Source organism: Corynebacterium tuberculostearicum (genome assembly GCF_046097465.1).
In the GTDB taxonomy this organism is placed as follows: Bacteria; Actinomycetota; Actinomycetes; order Mycobacteriales; family Mycobacteriaceae; genus Corynebacterium; species Corynebacterium tuberculostearicum_I.
The window spans coordinates 1-16,919 of record NZ_CP175799.1 but is presented as its reverse complement, the minus strand read 5'-3'; the positions used below and the strand labels follow the sequence as shown (position 1 = coordinate 16,919).

Annotated in this window: 13 protein-coding genes and 3 rRNA genes; 12 read left to right on the top strand and 4 right to left on the bottom strand. The window is 56.1% G+C overall.

Going from position 1 to position 16,919, the window contains the following annotated elements; genetic code table 11:
- The first annotated feature begins 89 nt into the window (after positions 1 to 89).
- The 4 genes from rpsF to dnaB all read left to right on the top strand — a co-directional run bounded on the left by rpsF (position 90) and on the right by dnaB (position 3,379).
- Entirely contained in the window at positions 90 to 380 is a 291-nt protein-coding gene (gene rpsF, locus ACKFRX_RS00080) for a 30S ribosomal protein S6 (RefSeq protein WP_005326996.1), read from the top strand.
- Between the two features lie 49 nt (positions 381 to 429).
- Complete coding sequence (locus ACKFRX_RS00075) at positions 430 to 978, top strand: single-stranded DNA-binding protein (protein ID WP_005326997.1); 549 nt, start codon at positions 430 to 432, stop codon at positions 976 to 978.
- Positions 979 to 1,026: 48 nt separating this feature from the next.
- A complete protein-coding gene (gene rplI, locus ACKFRX_RS00070; protein ID WP_005325949.1) occupies positions 1,027 to 1,479 on the top strand; it encodes a 50S ribosomal protein L9 in 453 nt (150 codons plus the stop codon).
- Between the two features lie 469 nt (positions 1,480 to 1,948).
- On the top strand, positions 1,949 to 3,379 hold the full coding sequence (gene dnaB, locus ACKFRX_RS00065; RefSeq protein WP_005325950.1) for a replicative DNA helicase: 1,431 nt from the start codon (positions 1,949 to 1,951) through the stop codon (positions 3,377 to 3,379).
- 1 nt (position 3,380) lies between these two features.
- Here dnaB and ACKFRX_RS00060 read toward each other — a convergent pair whose 3' ends face one another.
- The 3 genes from ACKFRX_RS00060 to ACKFRX_RS00050 form a co-directional block, all read right to left on the bottom strand.
- A complete protein-coding gene (locus ACKFRX_RS00060; protein ID WP_408928259.1) occupies positions 3,381 to 3,794 on the bottom strand; it encodes a VanZ family protein in 414 nt (137 codons plus the stop codon).
- A gap of 118 nt (positions 3,795 to 3,912) precedes the next feature.
- The gene (locus ACKFRX_RS00055) at positions 3,913 to 6,066 is read right to left on the bottom strand and encodes a heavy metal translocating P-type ATPase (protein WP_408927951.1); all 2,154 of its coding nucleotides are present in this window, start codon (positions 6,064 to 6,066) and stop codon (positions 3,913 to 3,915) included.
- Between the two features lie 8 nt (positions 6,067 to 6,074).
- Entirely contained in the window at positions 6,075 to 6,275 is a 201-nt protein-coding gene (locus ACKFRX_RS00050) for a heavy-metal-associated domain-containing protein (RefSeq protein WP_005325954.1), read from the bottom strand.
- 117 nt (positions 6,276 to 6,392) lie between these two features.
- On the opposite strand from ACKFRX_RS00050, the gene trxA reads away from it, so the two are divergent.
- Both trxA and ACKFRX_RS00040 read left to right on the top strand, forming a co-directional pair.
- Complete coding sequence (gene trxA / locus ACKFRX_RS00045) at positions 6,393 to 6,761, top strand: thioredoxin (RefSeq protein WP_005325956.1); 369 nt, start codon at positions 6,393 to 6,395, stop codon at positions 6,759 to 6,761.
- An 83-nt stretch (positions 6,762 to 6,844) separates the two neighbouring features.
- Entirely contained in the window at positions 6,845 to 7,582 is a 738-nt protein-coding gene (locus ACKFRX_RS00040) for a PspA/IM30 family protein (RefSeq protein ID WP_049359222.1), read from the top strand.
- Here ACKFRX_RS00040 and ACKFRX_RS00035 read toward each other — a convergent pair.
- On the bottom strand, positions 7,579 to 8,676 hold the full coding sequence (locus ACKFRX_RS00035; protein WP_269953947.1) for an NYN domain-containing protein: 1,098 nt from the start codon (positions 8,674 to 8,676) through the stop codon (positions 7,579 to 7,581). The genes ACKFRX_RS00040 and ACKFRX_RS00035 overlap by 4 nt on opposite strands.
- 203 nt (positions 8,677 to 8,879) lie before the next feature.
- Between ACKFRX_RS00035 and ACKFRX_RS00030 the strand changes: the two genes are divergently transcribed.
- The 6 genes from ACKFRX_RS00030 to rrf all read left to right on the top strand — a co-directional run bounded on the left by ACKFRX_RS00030 (position 8,880) and on the right by rrf (position 16,910).
- Complete coding sequence (locus ACKFRX_RS00030; RefSeq protein WP_408927950.1) at positions 8,880 to 9,254, top strand: GntR family transcriptional regulator; 375 nt, start codon at positions 8,880 to 8,882, stop codon at positions 9,252 to 9,254.
- Positions 9,251 to 10,054, top strand: a complete 804-nt coding sequence (locus ACKFRX_RS00025) for an AAA family ATPase (RefSeq protein WP_408927949.1) — start codon at positions 9,251 to 9,253, stop codon at positions 10,052 to 10,054. Before ACKFRX_RS00030 ends, ACKFRX_RS00025 begins: the two co-directional genes overlap by 4 nt.
- Positions 10,051 to 11,022, top strand: coding sequence for a beta-carotene 15,15'-monooxygenase (locus ACKFRX_RS00020; RefSeq protein ID WP_408927948.1), 972 nt, complete (start codon positions 10,051 to 10,053; stop codon positions 11,020 to 11,022). Before ACKFRX_RS00025 ends, ACKFRX_RS00020 begins: the two co-directional genes overlap by 4 nt.
- A 586-nt stretch (positions 11,023 to 11,608) precedes the next feature.
- Positions 11,609 to 13,126: ribosomal RNA gene (locus ACKFRX_RS00015) — 16S ribosomal RNA — on the top strand.
- 459 nt (positions 13,127 to 13,585) lie between these two features.
- Positions 13,586 to 16,652 (top strand): 23S ribosomal RNA (locus tag ACKFRX_RS00010).
- A gap of 140 nt (positions 16,653 to 16,792) precedes the next feature.
- Positions 16,793 to 16,910: ribosomal RNA gene (gene rrf, locus ACKFRX_RS00005) — 5S ribosomal RNA — on the top strand.
- The 16S, 23S and 5S rRNA genes sit together here, the layout of an rRNA operon.
- Positions 16,911 to 16,919 lie beyond the last annotated feature (9 nt).

The following is a 16,919-nucleotide window of genomic DNA, read 5'->3' as shown; positions in this document are numbered from 1 at the left end:
TGGGGTTGCTTGACGCAACGTACCCTCCTGCTGCATCCGCAAAGGTGATGCAGCCGAAAACTACTAGACCATAGGAGGTGATGAGGTCCGTGCGTCACTACGAAGTCATGATCATTCTGGATCCTAATCAGGATGAGCGCACCGTAACCCCGTCCCTGGATAAGTTCCTCGAAATCGTCCGCCAGGAAGGCGGCAAGGTTGAGAACCTTGATGTATGGGGCAAGCGTCGTCTTGCATACCCCATCAACAAGAAGGAAGAGGGCATTTATGCCGTCGTCAACCTGGAGTGCGAGCACACTTCGGTTGCCGAGCTCGACCGCCGTCTGAACCTGAACGACACCATCCTGCGTACCAAGGTTCTGCGCACCGACAGCAAGTAGCGGATACTGGGATCAAGCACAATCCACGTAACCGATAAGGAGTAAAGACATGGCACAGGGAGATACCAATATCACGGTGGTAGGCAACATCGTTGCTGACCCCGAGCTGCGCTTCACCCCGGCGGGTGCGGCAGTAGCTAACTTCCGCGTCGCCTCCACCCCTCGTCGCTATAACTCGCAGACGAATCAGTGGGAAGACGGCGAAGCTATGTTCCTGACCTGCAACGTATGGCGTCAGGCAGCGGAAAACGTTGCCGAGACCATGTCTAAGGGCATGCGCGTCATCGTTACCGGCCGCTTGAAGCAGCGTTCCTTCCAGACCCGTGAGGGCGATAACCGCACCGTATTCGAGATTGACGTCGACGAAGTCGGTCCGTCTCTGCGCTACGCCACCGCTCAGGTAAACCGCAATCCGCGTGAGGGCGGCAATAACTTTGGCGGCGGCGGCCAACAGCGCTCGAATAACAATAATCAGGGCGGTTTTGGAGGCGGCCAGCAACAGCAGCCGCAGCAGAACCAGGCTCCTTCTGAGGATCCGTGGAACTCCGCACCACCTGCAGGTGGTTTCGGAGGCGCTGATTCTGAACCTCCGTTCTAAGTCTGTCACCCGCAACTATTCAACTAACTCAATTGAAAGGCAGGGATCATGAAGCTGATCCTCACCGCTGCCGTTGAGAACCTCGGCGCCGCTGGCGAAATTGTTGAGGTTAAGGACGGCTACGGACGTAACTACCTGCTTCCTCGCGGCCTGGCCATCGTGGCTACCCGCGGCGCAGAGAAGCAGATTGAGGGCATCAAGCGCGCCCAGGAAGCTCGCGAGATTCGCGACCTGGATCACGCACGTGAGGTCCGCAACCAGCTCGAGCAGCTGACGGATGTCAAGGTAGAGGTTAAGACCTCCGAATCCGGTAAGCTCTTCGGTTCCGTTCAAGCAGAAGACATTGTCAACGCCGTCTCCAAGGCTGGTGGCCCTAAGCTGGATAAGCGCATCGTTGTGCTTCCTAAGGGCCTGGTCAAGAAGACCGGCAACTACCAGGTCGAGCTGAAGCTGCACGCTGATGTTATCGGCAAGGTGAACTTCTCGGTCGTTGCTGCCTAACTAGGCGCACGACGGTCCATATAGACCCAAAGACAACAGCAACGCTTTAGGCCTCAAGTTCCTGCTATGTGAGGTGGCAGGAACTTGGGGCCTTTAGCGCGTTTTCACCGGCCTGTGGATAACTGTGGAATTCTGTGGATAACTCTTTGGCCGTTTAACTTTCTGTTTACGCGGGGGCCGCTTTATTAACCCGCAGGTCAGGCCGCTTATCCACGAAGGGTGTGCCTATTTTCACACCGATAAAAACATGCTCTGAGCTGGGAGTTTGATTTATGCAGGTCATGGGCTTTTGGAGTTATCCACAGGCTTATGCAGGGCAAATATGGGCGAAGGCTACCGCGACCTGCGATTTTCCCAGCACCCTGTGGATAACTGTGGAAGTTATGCCCAGGGGGTGGTGTCCGGGCACTAGACTACACTGAGATTCCGATACGCTCGGACGCTCAAATAGCCACAAGGGGGAGAAGTCATGACCAACGCCAGCTTTGATGATGAACACCTACCACCGGAGCCGCCGCCGGAGGAGGAACCGGCCCCACGCCGCCGCTATCAGCAGGAAGAGCCAAAGCGCTATGGCGAATTCCGCCAGCCTCCCGCAGACCGCGAAGCGGAGCAAGGCGTCCTGGGCGCTATGCTGCTGAGCCCCCATACGGTGATGGAAGTCATCGAGGAGCTAGAGCCGGAGGATTTCTACTATCCGGCGCACACGTTGATTTACCGCGCCATGCTGGATCTATATTCCGAGGGCAAGGACGTCGACGCCGTCATTTTGGCCTCCCAGCTCGACCGCTTTAATAACCTCGAGCGCGTCGGCGGCGCCCCCTATCTCCACACGCTGCTCGCCACGGTGCCCACGGCTGCGAACGCACGCTACTACGCCGAAATCGTCGCGGAAAAGGCAGTGCTGCGCAAGCTTGTTGATGCCGGTACGCGCGTAGTACAGCTCGGATTTTCCGGCACCGAAGATGCAGAAATCGAGTCCGTGCTGGACCGTGCGCAGCAGGAAGTTTTCGCCGTCGCCCAGCGCAAGACGGCAGAAGATTACCGAGTCCTGGGGGATCTCATTGACCCCACCATTGATGAGCTCGCCGCCCTGCAGCAAGCCGGCGGCGTGGAGCTAGGTGTGCCTACTGGCTTCATCGACCTCGATAAGTTAACCAATGGCCTTCACGCGGGCCAGATGGTCATCGTTGCTGCCCGCCCTGGTGTGGGTAAATCGACCCTAGCCATGGACTTTATGCGTTCCTGCTCCTTGCAGCACGGCAAGTCCTCGGTGATTTTCTCGCTCGAGATGTCAGCTTCTGAAATCGTCATGCGCCTGCTCTCGGCGGAGTCAGAGGTAAAGCTGGCCGATATGCGCGGTGGCCGAGTTTCCACCGAAGACTGGGCAAAAATCGATGAGACCCTCAACCGAGTGCAAGATGCCCCGCTTTTTATCGATGACTCACCGAACCTCACGATGATGGAAATTCGGTCCAAGGCCCGCCGCCTCAAGCAGCAGCACGGCTTGGACCTCATCGTCTTGGACTACCTGCAGCTGATGTCTTCGGGTAAAAAGGTCGAGTCTCGCCAGCAAGAGGTCTCTGAGTTCTCCCGCCAGCTGAAGCTCTTGGCCAAGGAGCTGGAGGTTCCCCTCATCGCGATCTCGCAGCTGAACCGTGGACCTGAGGCGCGTACGGATAAAAAGCCGCAGCTTGCGGATCTCCGTGAGTCTGGCTCGCTGGAGCAGGACGCCGATATGGTCATGCTGCTCTACCGCCCCGATTCCCAGGACCGCGATAATGAGCGCGCCGGCGAGGCGGATATTATCCTAGCCAAGCACCGTGGCGGTCCGATCGATACCGTGCAGGTGGCGCACCAGCTGCACTACTCCAAGTTTGTCAATATGGCGCACGGATAAATTACAGGTCCACCACCGCGTTGGGGTCTCCCAATCGTGGGCCAAGGATGACCAGTACCAAGAAAACCGCAGCTGCGGCGAGCGCCGCGCCGATGAGAGCGCCCAGGGTATTGAAGAGAAGATCATCGATATCCGTGCGCCCCAGGGCGAAAGCATATTGGCACACTTCTAGTACGAGGCTGAGGCCAAATCCCCACGCAGCTGTCTTCTTAACGGAGCGGCAGAGGCTAAAGACCAGCATTCCGAAGGGGATGAAGAATGCGGTATTGCCCGCGTACTCAAATAGCGGGCCAAACCAGCTGCCGCCGGAAAATTCATCGAAAGGAACCCAGCGCAAATCCCGGGCGCGCTGATTTTCCGGTTTCCACAAATAGCCAATCTGGTAGAAGGGCTTGAGCGTGGTTAACGCGACCATAACCGCGGTCCACGCGGTGAGGGATACCCTGCTGAGCACGCGCTAGTCCTTTCTTTCGTGGCGGGGGAGTGTACGCCCCGCCAATGCTAGCCTGCTTAGGGGTGCTCGGCGGCTTTACCTAGCGCCGGACGGAAAAGCTACGCAGCCGCAGCGAGTTAGTAACCACGAAAACCGAGCTCAGCGCCATGGCCAGGCCGGCCAGCAGGGGGTTGAGCCAGCCGAGCGCGGCCACGGGAATGAGTACGACGTTATAGGCAAAGGCCCAGAAAAGGTTGCCCTTAATAATTGCTAGTGTGCGGCGCGAGAGCCGAATAGCATCAGCGGCACACCGCAGATCGCCATTCATGAGGGTGATATCGGAGGCTTCAATAGCAACATCGGTACCCGCGCCCATGGCAAGGCCGAGGTCGGCTTGGGCCAGCGCGGCGGCGTCGTTAATGCCATCGCCCACCATCGCCACGGTGTGCCCCGCGGCCTGCAGCTTCTTTATGTGGTTCACCTTGTCCTCGGGCAGGACCTCGGCGCTGACGTGATCGATACCTACCTCGGCAGCCACGGCGCGGGCGGCCCCGGCATTATCGCCGGTCAGCAGGTAAGGGGTAAGCCCTAGCTCCTTCATCTGTGCCACAGCGGCGGACGAGCTCGGCTTGAGGGTATCGCGTACCTCAATGATGCCTGCAGGCTGCCCGTTGACGGTGACGACCACCGGCGTGGCACCAGCATCCTGTGCGGCGCGGAACGGCGCTTCTAGGTCGCCCAACGGGCCTTGGCGCTTGCCGACGCCCACCCGGAACCCCTCCACAGTTCCTTCCACGCCACCCGGAACCACTGCGAAGTCGGTAGCCGGCTTAACGTCGCGCTCTTTGGCTATGGCGCGAGCGATGGGATGCTCGGAGTTGTGTTCCACGGCTGCGGCTAAGTCGAGGACGTCGCCGTGTACGGCGGTAACGGACATCTCTCCGGCCGTGACCGTTCCGGTCTTATCCATGACGATGGTATCGATTTGCCGCGTAGATTCCAGGATCTCTGGGCCTTTAATGACAAGCCCCAGTTGCGCTCCGCGGCCGGTGCCGACGAGGATCGCTGTGGGCGTCGCCAAGCCCATGGCGCAAGGGCAGGCCACAATGAGGACGGCGACCGCGGCAATAAACGCTGGGGCCACCCCGCCGAAGAAGAGATGGGCAAGGAGCGTCAGCACTGCTACGGCGATGACCGCGGGGACGAAGACTTGCGCAATGCGGTCCACGAGGCGCTGTACTGGTGCCTTGGACGTTTGTGCATCCGTGACCAGCTGGGCCATTTGGGCCAGTACCGTATCTTCGCCCACCTTGGTCGCTCGAACCTCAAGCTTGCCAGAGGCATTAATGGTCGCACCGGTCACCGCATCGCCGGAGCCGACCTCAACGGGCACGGGCTCGCCGGTAATCATGGAGGCGTCGACCGCCGAATTGCCGGCAACGACGATGCCGTCGGTGGCGATCTTTTCGCCCGGGCGCACTACGAAGACATCGCCTACCTGCAACTGGGCGATTGGAATGCGCTGCTCGCCTCCCTCGCGCAGCACCGAAGCTTCCTTAGCTCCTAGGGAGAGCAGCTCCCGCAGCGCCTCAGAGGACTGGCCTTTGGCCCGTGCCTCGAACCACCGGCCGAGCAGAAGGAAGGTAATGACCATACCCACGGACTCGAAATAGATGTGATCCATCTGCGCCGCGTTCGCGTCCAGCGTCATGTGCATTTTCATGCCCGGTTCGCCCGCGTTGCCGAAAAACAGCGCCCACAGCGACCAAAAATAGGCCGCGGAGGTTCCCATGGTGATAAGCGTGTCCATGGTAAAAGAACCGTGCTTGAGGTTCGTCCACGTAGCGGTGTGGAAAGGCGCGCCACCAAAGATATAAACGATGGTTGCCACGATGGCGCAGGCCCACTGCCAATTGGGAAATTGCAGTGCCGGCCACATCGATACCACCATGAGCGGTAGCGATAGAGCACCGGAGATAACGGTGCGGCGCAGCAATCCCCCGTCACTGCTCTTCTCGGCTTCGGGCTCCTCCGTCTTCGCCGCCGCCATATCGAAGGCGCCGTAGCCTGCGCCCTCTACCACCGAAATGAGCTCTTGTGGACTTACTGTCTGGGAGTCATACTCGATGGCCGCCGCCTCGGTAGCGAAATTGACGCTGGCGCTTACACCCTCGAGCTTGTTTAGCTTGCGCTCGACGCGGGAGGAGCAGGAGGTGCACGTCATTCCCGTTACGCCAAGGTCCAAGTGGGACATGGTGGTGCCTACTTCAGCGTGTAGCCGGCCTCTGCCACGGCGGCCGCTACCTGTTCGTCGGTGAAATCGGTGCCAGTAACCGTGACGGCGCCGGTGGTATGGTCCGCAGTGACCTCGCTAACGCCGGAAATTTCACCGACCTCTTCCTTTACCGACATTTCGCAATGTCCGCAGGTCATGCCCTCTACGGTGTAGTTCTTGGTGCTCATGATGATCCTTTCTTAGAGTTGGTTTCTGGGCTCATTCTATACCCCCTAGGGGTATATGACAAGGATTTTTCATGTACGTTGGGAAATAAAGCAATCCGCAAAGGAGTTAGAATAACCATGGCTACTATCGATGTCACCGAAGAAAACTTTGAAGAAACCGTTACCGGCGAGGGCATTACGCTCGTAGACGCTTGGGCCGATTGGTGCGGCCCCTGCAAGCGCTTTGCGCCGGTTTTTGAAAAGGCCTCCGAAGAGCACACGGATGCTACCTTTGCCAAGCTCGATACCGAGGCTAACCAGGGCCTCGCATCCGCGCTGGAGATTCAGTCCATTCCTACGCTGATGATCTTCCGCGATGGCATTTTGGTCTTCCGCGAGGCTGGCGCGCTGCCACCTGCAGCATTGGAAGACCTGCTGAAGCAGGTGAAGGAGCTCGATATGGCGGAGGTTCGCCGCCAGGTAGAAGAGCAGAACGCGCAGGGTTAATCCCCGCTAGCTTCCTGGGCGCTTTCTGGTGAGTATCGCTAAACTCGCTAGAAAGCGTCTTTTTATGTCCAAAGGAGAAGATAATGGCTAACCCCTTCAGCAAGGGCTGGAAGTACATGATGAGTTCTTTCGATCAGAAGATTGATGAGAACGCTGATCCGAAGGTGCAGATCCAGCAGGCCGTCCAGGCTGCGAAGGAGCAGCACCAGCAGATTTCTGATCACGCTGCAGAAATCATTGGCCATAAATCCCAGCTGGAGATGCAGATGAACCGCCTGGTTAAGTCTCAGCAGGACTACCAGTCTCAAACCCAGCGTGCATTGGAGCTGGCGGACTCTGCAGAGGACCCGCAAAAGGCCTCCGAATATAACCAGGCTGCGGAAGTGGTTGCCTCCCAGCTGGTAGCGGTGGAGCAGGAGCTGGAAGACGTTAAGCAGCAGTACGCCGCCGCAGAGCAGGCTGCCGCGCAGGCCAAGAGCCAGCAGCAGCAGTCTGAGGCGCGCTTGAAGGAACAACTAGCGCAAGTTAGCCAGCTGGAGGCTCAGGCGGACCAGGCGGCTATGCAAGAAAAGAACGCCCAGGCTATTGATTCCATGAATCAGCTCAACCCGGACGATTCCGTACCTACTCTTGATTCCGTGCGTGCCAAGATTGAAAAGCGCTACGCCGATGCCCTTGGTGCACAGGAATTGCAGCACGCCACCGGCGGCGATCGCATTAATGAGATCCAAGCCGCCGGCAATGACATGAAGGCGTCTGCGCGCCTCGATGCCATCCGGGCGGATCTTAAAAAGAAGAAAGAACTCGAATCCGGCGATTAATTCTGCCGGCGAACATTAATCAGAACCCCACGAATCCCTGAGTGGAATCCATCGCGCAGGTTCACGCGCTGGGTTTCGGTCAGGGTGTATTCGTGCAGGGTCTCGCAGGCAAACTGCAACAGCGGGCGGTCGATCTCCGGGGGAAGCCCGCCGCCGGAAAGTAGATGTGCCTGATCGCGCTGCTCGGTGCTAGCAGCGTTATCGAACCACCACGAGGCGTATTGTTGGCCGACATCAAAGGGGGATTGGAACCCAGCAGAGCTCCATACTTCTTCCGGCAGCGGCACATACTTGGAGCGCAGCTTGCGGCGTGGCGCCATCATGGATGGCTTGGGCGCCGGCTTCTCCGCGGGAGAGTCCTCCTCGGCGGGGGAATCCTCTGCAGCATCCACCTTGGGCGGAGCCGGCTTGGGCGTCGGGGCCGGGGTGGGCTTTTCTGTGGCGCCGAAGGCTGCCTCCACCTCTGAGGGCTCGCCGCATTCATCCGGTTCGGGCATTTCCTCGCCATCTTTATGCGCATTTTCGCGCACCACTGGAGGAAGCGGGCCTTCTAGGACCTGCAATTCCATAGCGTCTGCAAAGTCCTCGCGAGGGTCCAAGATGGTGGTGGAATCGCAGGCATGGCGCAGTGCGGAGGACATGGAGTCCCAGCCAAACCCATAAAGATGGACGCGGATGCCGTTATCGACGGCCGCTTGAGCGCCGGGAATCATGTCCGCATCGCCACTGACGAGCACAAAGTCAGTGAATTGGCCCTTCATGGCGGCGATGACCATGTCTGCCACGAGGCGGGTATCTACGGCCTTCTGGGTGCGGCGCTCGCCCCATTCGATGAGTTGACCGGTGCGCAGTTGCACGCCTTCGCAGGTGCGTAGTGCACGCTGGTAGCGGTGTGGGCCGGTGTCGGGAATGCCGTCATACCAGTATTGGCGCTGGATGGGGGTCCCAAGTTGGTTCTCGATCATCCCGCCCATAGTGCTGACCACCTCGGGCAGATCAATTTCTAGTTGTGCGCGGGCACCCGTTTCCCACGAGTTATAAAAGCTAGCGAGCAAGTATGAGGTATCGACAAAGACGAGTGTGCGTTCAAGCATGGCTCCTAAGTTCCGTTCTAATTGTTCTAAATAAAAATCTTTGTGGTTTCCAGTGTGCCCCATTAGTCACAAAACGTCGATAACCTTGGGCAAAATCCCAGCGCAGTGGCAGCAAAAAAGTTTTCTCTTTGGAAGTATTGCAGGGGTGGGGTGTTGCCGTTATGGTTGGTTACACAAGTAACTAACCAACGAACCGAGGGTCAATGGATAATTCCACGCAACCACTCTTCCGCCAGATTGCTTCCTTGGTGGAGGACGCCATCGTGGACGGAACCTTGGGTGAGGGGGATAGGGCCCCTTCCACTAATGAGCTTGCTGATTTTCACAACATCAACCCGGCCACGGCCCGCAAGGGCATCAGCCTCCTGGTGGATATCGGGGTGCTGGATAAGCGCCGTGGCATCGGCATGTTTGTGGCGGAAGGGGCCCTGGCGACTATCCGCGAGCGCCGTCGGGCCGATTTCGCAGCAGAATACATGGCCCCGCTTGTGGATGAAGCTGTGCGACTGGGATACCACCGCGCCCAACTCCACGACCTATTTGATCGCGTTGCAGAAAGTCGAGGAATGTACTCATGATTAAGACACGAGACTTCAGTTTTGCCGACGGCCTCACACACGGCTTAGTTGGCCCCAACGGCATTGGCAAAACCACGCTCCTGCGCAAAATCGCTGGCCAAATCCAATCTGGCGGTATTACGGTCTTCGGGGAAGAGCCCTTTGACAAGCAATCGGTCCTTAACCGGGTTATTTTGATGGGGATTGATAACCCACTGCCGGATTCTTGGGGCATCGGAAAGCTGGGCGTCATTGGTAAGGCGCGCTGGCCGCGTTGGGATGAGGAGCGTTTCAATGAGCTGTTGGTTCGCTTCGACGTACCGGCCAAGGCCTATTCTTCCTTGTCCCGCGGGCAAAAGTCTGCGGTGGGATTCATCTTTGCCGTAGCTTCCGGCTGCGAGGTCATGCTTCTCGACGAACCCTATCTCGGCCTTGATACACAGCGCCGCGAGCTCTTTTATCAGGTGCTGCGCGAGGAGCACGGTCGTACCATTGTCATCTCCACCCATCACCTCAATGAGGTGGCGGGCCTCCTCGATACCGTCTCGCTGATGGGGGATAACCCCATTTCCGGTCCCATCGATGACTTCATCGAGGGAATTCTGGAGCTCACCGGCCCTTCTGAGGCCCTCACAGCAGCGGTCACAGAGCTCGACCTCCGCGTGCTCAGTAGGGAAACCACAGGCTTGGGGGACCGCGTGCTTATCGACGCCCGCTCTACCTCCACCGACCCCATCTTCCGCACTGCTCAGGCCTACGGTCTGCGCGCCAACGAGGTTTCTTTGGAGCGCGCGGTCTTGGCATTGGAGGAGAAAGCATGAAACTCCTGTGGTACCTAGGTGATTGGTGGAGCTGGTCCTTTTTCTTTTTTGCTTTGCTGGTCATGCCCGTCATGGCGCAGGGAACGTGGAACGTGTTCCCGGTGATATTTTCCTTGTCGCTAATACTTACCCTGGCACCAGACTTTAAGAAGTACCAGCTGGTGGGTCTGGGCTCGAAAATCTGGAATGAGCATCGCCGCAGTCTTGTTGCCCTGTGTGCATTGGCGGCAGCTATTGGCGCCCTCACCGTGCAGTTGTGGTGGGCATTGCCCATTTATGCTGTCGCAGCGGCGTTGTCGATGTACCGCAGGCCTGCTCCTACGCGGACCGGCTACACCACCAGCGGTACCCAACCCTCAAGCGGCTTCGGATGGTTCCCTCGCACCTTGGCTGGGCAAGCGATATACCGCCCGCAGGTCAAGGCATGGGGTGCAGCGTGTCTGGCGCAAGCGATCGGTTATGTGCTTAACCGGTATAAGGAGGAAGTCCCGCTGCTTGGTTTCCTCGGCATCTTCATCTGGGTACTGACTGTTGTTCTGCTCGCCGCGGTCTTAGGTAGCTTAAGAAAATCCCTCCGCGAATACACGGTAATGGGAGGAAGTCGTAGGGGTTGGTCCCGGCATACTGCAGCGCTCGGCCTGATACCTGTCCTCGCAGCCATCAGTTTCAGCGCCGGACTGACGAATGACAGTGAACTCGTTACGGCCATCGTATTGCTCGGTGCGACCTGTGCCCCGGTTTTGGTCACTCTGGAATTTCTGGGAAAGAAGAACTGGTACCTATTCCTCCTGTATGCGGTCCTCATAGCCGGGATAGTCGTCGTATATGTCCAAACCCCCATCCCCACAATTGCCAAGTTCATCTTGGCGATGGTCTTCTATGCAGTCTGGGCATTGACGCTGCCCAGCTACATTCGCCGAGCAAATGCACACCGTGGCGGAATGAGTGCTTGGATGGGCATATCTTAAACCACTCAAAAGGAGCGTTGGCCTGGGGATTTGTGTTTGTTTAAGTCGCTGTGTAACTTAATACGAGTCAGCGCGATCGACAGCGCCCCACAGGAACAGAAAATTTCCTGGCTGAAGCGGCGATAGGAAAACAGGCCCTGACAAAACAAAATTCTTTTTGCTCACAATGAGCTGCACGCCATAACGTGTGGTTATTGTGTGGTGATGATGTTTGAGAACTCAATAGTGTGCCAATGTACTTTTTATTTTTTGTGTGCATGGTTGTGTGTTGATTGGTTTGTCTGCCAATGAGCCTTTAGGTGGTTTGTTGGTTGGTGTGTGCCGGTTGGGTATGTGGAACACGTACCTTTTTGAATGCTGTTTGGTGTTTCGGCTGCATTGAGATGGATTGGTTGGCATGTGATTGTGTTCAACTTTTGTGGTTTCCTCTTTTTGACCCCGTCGGGTTGAGGGAACTGTATTTTTTCTTTGTAGTAATTTTTTGGACGCCAGCACAGGCTGCATTGTTGTGTGGTTTGTGGTGGTTTGTTCTTTTGTTGGGTTTCGGGCTTTTCACGGCCTGTTTCGGATGTTGTTCTGAAATTTTTTTGTGGAGAGTTTGATCCTGGCTCAGGACGAACGCTGGCGGCGTGCTTAACACATGCAAGTCGAACGGAAAGGCCCTGCTTGCAGGGTACTCGAGTGGCGAACGGGTGAGTAACACGTGGGTGATCTGCCCTGCACTTCGGGATAAGCCTGGGAAACTGGGTCTAATACCGGATAGGAGCCATTTTTAGTGTGATGGTTGGAAAGTTTTTTCGGTGTAGGATGAGCTCGCGGCCTATCAGCTTGTTGGTGGGGTAATGGCCTACCAAGGCGGCGACGGGTAGCCGGCCTGAGAGGGTGGACGGCCACATTGGGACTGAGATACGGCCCAGACTCCTACGGGAGGCAGCAGTGGGGAATATTGCACAATGGGCGCAAGCCTGATGCAGCGACGCCGCGTGGGGGATGACGGCCTTCGGGTTGTAAACTCCTTTCGCTAGGGACGAAGCTTTTTGTGACGGTACCTAGATAAGAAGCACCGGCTAACTACGTGCCAGCAGCCGCGGTAATACGTAGGGTGCGAGCGTTGTCCGGAATTACTGGGCGTAAAGGGCTCGTAGGTGGTTTGTCGCGTCGTCTGTGAAATTCCGGGGCTTAACTCCGGGCGTGCAGGCGATACGGGCATAACTTGAGTACTGTAGGGGTAACTGGAATTCCTGGTGTAGCGGTGAAATGCGCAGATATCAGGAGGAACACCGATGGCGAAGGCAGGTTACTGGGCAGTTACTGACGCTGAGGAGCGAAAGCATGGGTAGCGAACAGGATTAGATACCCTGGTAGTCCATGCCGTAAACGGTGGGCGCTAGGTGTGAGGGTCTTTTCACGACTTTCGTGCCGTAGCTAACGCATTAAGCGCCCCGCCTGGGGAGTACGGCCGCAAGGCTAAAACTCAAAGGAATTGACGGGGGCCCGCACAAGCGGCGGAGCATGTGGATTAATTCGATGCAACGCGAAGAACCTTACCTGGGCTTGACATACACCGGATCGGGCTAGAGATAGTCTTTCCCTTTGTGGCTGGTGTACAGGTGGTGCATGGTTGTCGTCAGCTCGTGTCGTGAGATGTTGGGTTAAGTCCCGCAACGAGCGCAACCCTTGTCTTATGTTGCCAGCATTTGGTTGGGGACTCATGAGAGACTGCCGGGGTCAACTCGGAGGAAGGTGGGGATGACGTCAAATCATCATGCCCCTTATGTCCAGGGCTTCACACATGCTACAATGGTCGGTACAACGCGCAGCGACACTGTGAGGTGGAGCGAATCGCTGAAAGCCGGCCTTAGTTCGGATTGGGGTCTGCAACTCGACCCCATGAAGTCGGAGTCGCTAGTAATCGCAGATCAGCAATGCTGCGGTGAATACGTTCCCGGGCCTTGTACACACCGCCCGTCACGTCATGAAAGTTGGTAACACCCGAAGCCGGTGGCCCAAACTTGTTAGGGAGCCGTCGAAGGTGGGATCGGCGATTGGGACGAAGTCGTAACAAGGTACCCGTACCGGAAGGTGCGGGTGGATCACCTCCTTTCTAAGGAGCTTTTATTTTGATTGGGTGCAGTTGCACCCTTGGTTGGTTGAGTATGCGAGTGTCATGCTGCCAACCCTTTTGTTTAGTAAAAATTGTCCGGGTGGAACACACACCTGATAAGACAAGGCCAAGTGTTTGAATGGCGCTTTGTGATACATAAGCCGTGCACAGTTTAAAAAAGTAAGTTGTTTGTATGTTGGTGCATTGTTGGGTGTCTGGGGCATTATCCCCCTTTTTGTGTGCCTGACCATTATTCTTGTTGACACTGTTGGTGTTGGTGGGGTGTGGTTGGGGTGTTGTGTGAGAACTGTATAGTGGACGCGAGCATTAAACACACCAGATGGATTGCTTTTTTGTGGTTTGTTTGTGTGTGTTTGTGTGATTTCTTTTTTCTTTAATCAATTTTTTGTCAAGTTCACTTGTGTGGCCACCCGCATGTTTGTGTGTGTGGTGGTTTGTGTGTTCGTTATTAAGGGCGCATGGTGGATGCCTTGGCATGCTGAGCCGATGAAGGACGTGAAAGGCTGCGTTAAGCCTCGGGGAGTTGTCAATTGAGCGTTGATCCGAGGATGTCCGAATGGGGAAACCTGGCCCTGGTTATGTGGGGTTACCCTTCAGTGAATTCATAGCTGTTGTGGGGGTTTACGCGGGGAAGTGAAACATCTCAGTACCCGTAGGAGGAGAAAATAATAATGATTCTGCTAGTAGTGGCGAACGAACGTGGATGAGGCTAAACCGTGTGCATGTGATACCTGGTAGGGGTTGTGTGTGCGGTGTTGTGGGCCCCAATTTACGGTGACTACCATCATCGTGCTCGTGTGTTGTTGTTAGGTGAAGTGGTTTGGAATGGCCTGCCGGAGAAGGTGAGAGTCCTGTAGTTGAAGACAATGGCATGTGGGTTGTTGGGTTGCCCGAGTAGCAGCGGGCTCGTGGAATCTGCTGTGAATCTGCCGGGACCACCCGGTAAGCCTAAATACTCAGTGTGACCGATAGTGTATGAGTACCGTGAGGGAATGGTGAAAAGTACCCCGGGAGGGGAGTGAAATAGTTCCTGAAACCATGTGCTTACAATCCGTCAGAGCACCGTTTGTGTGTGATGGCGTGCCTTTTGAAGAATGAGCCTGCGAGTCAGCGGCATGTCGCGAGGTTAACCCGTGTGGGGTAGCCGTAGGGAAACCGAATCCTAATGGGGTGTATAGTGGCATGTCCTGGACCCGAAGCGGGGTGATCTACCCATGGCCAGTGTGAAGCAGCTGTAAGAGGTTGTGGAGGCGCGAACCCACGTAGGTTGAAAACTGCGGGGATGAGCTGTGGGTAGGGGTGAAAGGCCAATCAAACTCCGTGATAGCTGGTTCTCCCCGAAATGCATTTAGGTGCAGCGTCGTATTATAGCTTGGTGGAGGTAGAGCGACTGGTTGGTTGAGCGGGACTACAATCTTAGCAATGTCAGCCAAACTCCGAATGCCACTAATTGTGTTGTACGGCAGTGAGACTGTGGGGGATAAGCTTCATAGTCGAGAGGGAAACAGCCCAGATCGCCGGTTAAGGCCCCTAAGGGTGTACTAAGTGGAAAAGGATGTGGGATCGCGAAGACAGCCAGGAGGTTGGCTTAGAAGCAGCCATCCTTGAAAGAGTGCGTAATAGCTCACTGGTCGAGTGGTTCTGCGCCGACAATGTAGTGGGGCTCAAGTACACCGCCGAAGCCGCGGCAAACATTTTGTTTGGGTAGGGGAGCGTCGTGCATGGGTTGAAGCGTTACCGTAAGGAGGCGTGGACTGTGTGCGAGTGAGAATGCAGGCATGAGTAACGAATTGATAGGTGAGAATCCTATCCGCCGGATGACTAAGGGTTCCTGGGTCAAGTTCGTCTTCCCAGGGTGAGTCGGGACCTAAGGCGAGGCCGACAGGCGTAGTCGATGGATAACCAGTTGATATTCTGGTACCCGTACATGCGCGCCCATGATGAAGCACTGATACTAACCACCGCGGATGCACTACTGGTCTTCTTTGAAGTCTGGTGGTGTTGATGTCGTGGGGCCTGATGTGTGGTTCAAGTGATGGGGTGACGCAGTGAGGTAGCCACGCCACTTATTGGATTGGTGGTGTAAGCGTGTAGATCGTGTGGTAGGTAAATCCGCCGCACATTGTGGTTGAGACGTGATGCGTAGACCCTTTAGGGTTGATGGTGGTGATCCTGTACTGTCGAGAAAAGCCTCTAGCGATGTGTGTGTATGGCCCGTACCCTAAACCGACACAGGTAGTCAGGTTGAAAATACTAAGGCGTTCGGGTGAACTGTGGTTAAGGAATTCGGCAAAATGCCCCCGTAACTTCGGGAGAAGGGGGGCCCCACGACGTGAGCATCCTTGCGGTGTTAAGCGTTGTGGGGTCGCAGAGAATAGAGGGAAGCGACTGTTTATCAAAAACACAGGTCCATGCGAAGACGTTAAGTTGATGTATATGGACTGACGCCTGCCCGGTGCTGGAAGGTTAAGAGGACCGGTTAGTAGTCTTTGACTGCGAAGCTGAGAATTTAAGCCCCAGTAAACGGCGGTGGTAACTATAACCATCCTAAGGTAGCGAAATTCCTTGTCGGGTAAGTTCCGACCTGCACGAATGGCGTAACGACTTCTCTGCTGTCTCAACCACAGGCCCGGTGAAATTGCACTACGAGTAAAGATGCTCGTTACGCGCGGCAGGACGAAAAGACCCCGGGACCTTCACTATAGCTTGGTATTGGTGTTTGGTTCGGTTTGTGTAGGATAGGTGGGAGACTATGAAGCCGTCACGCTAGTGGTGGTGGAGTCGTTGTTGAAATACCACTCTGATCGGATTGAGCATCTAACCTTGGCCCATGATCTGGGTTGGGGACAGTGCCTGGTGGGTAGTTTAACTGGGGCGGTTGCCTCCCAAAATGTAACGGAGGCGCCCAAAGGTTCCCTCAGCCTGGTTGGCAATCAGGTGGTGAGTGTAAGTGCACAAGGGAGCTTGACTGTGAGACAGACATGTCGAGCAGGGACGAAAGTCGGGACTAGTGATCCGGCACCTACTTGTGGATGTGGTGTCGCTCAACGGATAAAAGGTACCCCGGGGATAACAGGCTGATCTTCCCCAAGAGTCCATATCGACGGGATGGTTTGGCACCTCGATGTCGGCTCGTCGCATCCTGGGGCTGGAGTAGGTCCCAAGGGTTGGGCTGTTCGCCCATTAAAGCGGCACGCGAGCTGGGTTCAGAACGTCGTGAGACAGTTCGGTCTCTATCCGCCGCGCGCGTTGAAACTTGAAGAAAGCTGTCCCTAGTACGAGAGGACCGGGACGGACGTACCTCTAGTGTGCCAGTTATCCCGCCAGGGGTATCGCTGGTTGGCTACGTACGGAAGGGATAACCGCTGAAAGCATCTAAGCGGGAAGCCTGTTTTAAGATGAGGTTTCGTTAAGGTCCCCTAAAGACGATAGGGTAGATAGGCCAGACCTGGAAGCACTGTAAGGTGTGAAGGCTACTGGTACTAATTGACCACAACAAACACCAACACCAAGAAAATAACTTGGCAAAAGGTAAGAAAGAAGAATAATAGTCACTGTCGTGACCGCGTCCACTATGCAGTATCTGACACAACACCCACCCCATAGGTGGGCACCCAAAAAGATGGGTATGTGCTTCGCATGTTTGTCGGTGGTCAATAGCTGCAGGGAAACGCCCGGTCCCATTCCGAACCCGGAAGCTAAGCCTGCACACGCTGATGGTACTGCAACCGGGAGGTTGTGGGAGAGTAAGTCACCGCCGACACCAAACAAC

What these genes read in the sequence shown, in the direction of transcription:
- ACKFRX_RS00075 (WP_005326997.1), top strand. Translation starts at nt 430, where the DNA reads ATGGCACAGGGAGATACCAATATCACGGTGGTAGGCAACATCGTTGCT.
- rplI (WP_005325949.1), top strand. Translation starts at nt 1,027, where the DNA reads ATGAAGCTGATCCTCACCGCTGCCGTTGAGAACCTCGGCGCCGCTGGC.
- dnaB (WP_005325950.1), top strand. Translation starts at nt 1,949, where the DNA reads ATGACCAACGCCAGCTTTGATGATGAACACCTACCACCGGAGCCGCCG.
- ACKFRX_RS00060 (WP_408928259.1), bottom strand. Translation starts at nt 3,794, where the DNA reads ATGGTCGCGTTAACCACGCTCAAGCCCTTCTACCAGATTGGCTATTTG.
- ACKFRX_RS00055 (WP_408927951.1), bottom strand. Translation starts at nt 6,066, where the DNA reads ATGTCCCACTTGGACCTTGGCGTAACGGGAATGACGTGCACCTCCTGC.
- ACKFRX_RS00050 (WP_005325954.1), bottom strand. Translation starts at nt 6,275, where the DNA reads ATGAGCACCAAGAACTACACCGTAGAGGGCATGACCTGCGGACATTGC.
- trxA (WP_005325956.1), top strand. Translation starts at nt 6,393, where the DNA reads ATGGCTACTATCGATGTCACCGAAGAAAACTTTGAAGAAACCGTTACC.
- ACKFRX_RS00040 (WP_049359222.1), top strand. Translation starts at nt 6,845, where the DNA reads ATGGCTAACCCCTTCAGCAAGGGCTGGAAGTACATGATGAGTTCTTTC.
- ACKFRX_RS00035 (WP_269953947.1), bottom strand. Translation starts at nt 8,676, where the DNA reads ATGCTTGAACGCACACTCGTCTTTGTCGATACCTCATACTTGCTCGCT.
- ACKFRX_RS00030 (WP_408927950.1), top strand. Translation starts at nt 8,880, where the DNA reads ATGGATAATTCCACGCAACCACTCTTCCGCCAGATTGCTTCCTTGGTG.
- ACKFRX_RS00025 (WP_408927949.1), top strand. Translation starts at nt 9,251, where the DNA reads ATGATTAAGACACGAGACTTCAGTTTTGCCGACGGCCTCACACACGGC.
- ACKFRX_RS00020 (WP_408927948.1), top strand. Translation starts at nt 10,051, where the DNA reads ATGAAACTCCTGTGGTACCTAGGTGATTGGTGGAGCTGGTCCTTTTTC.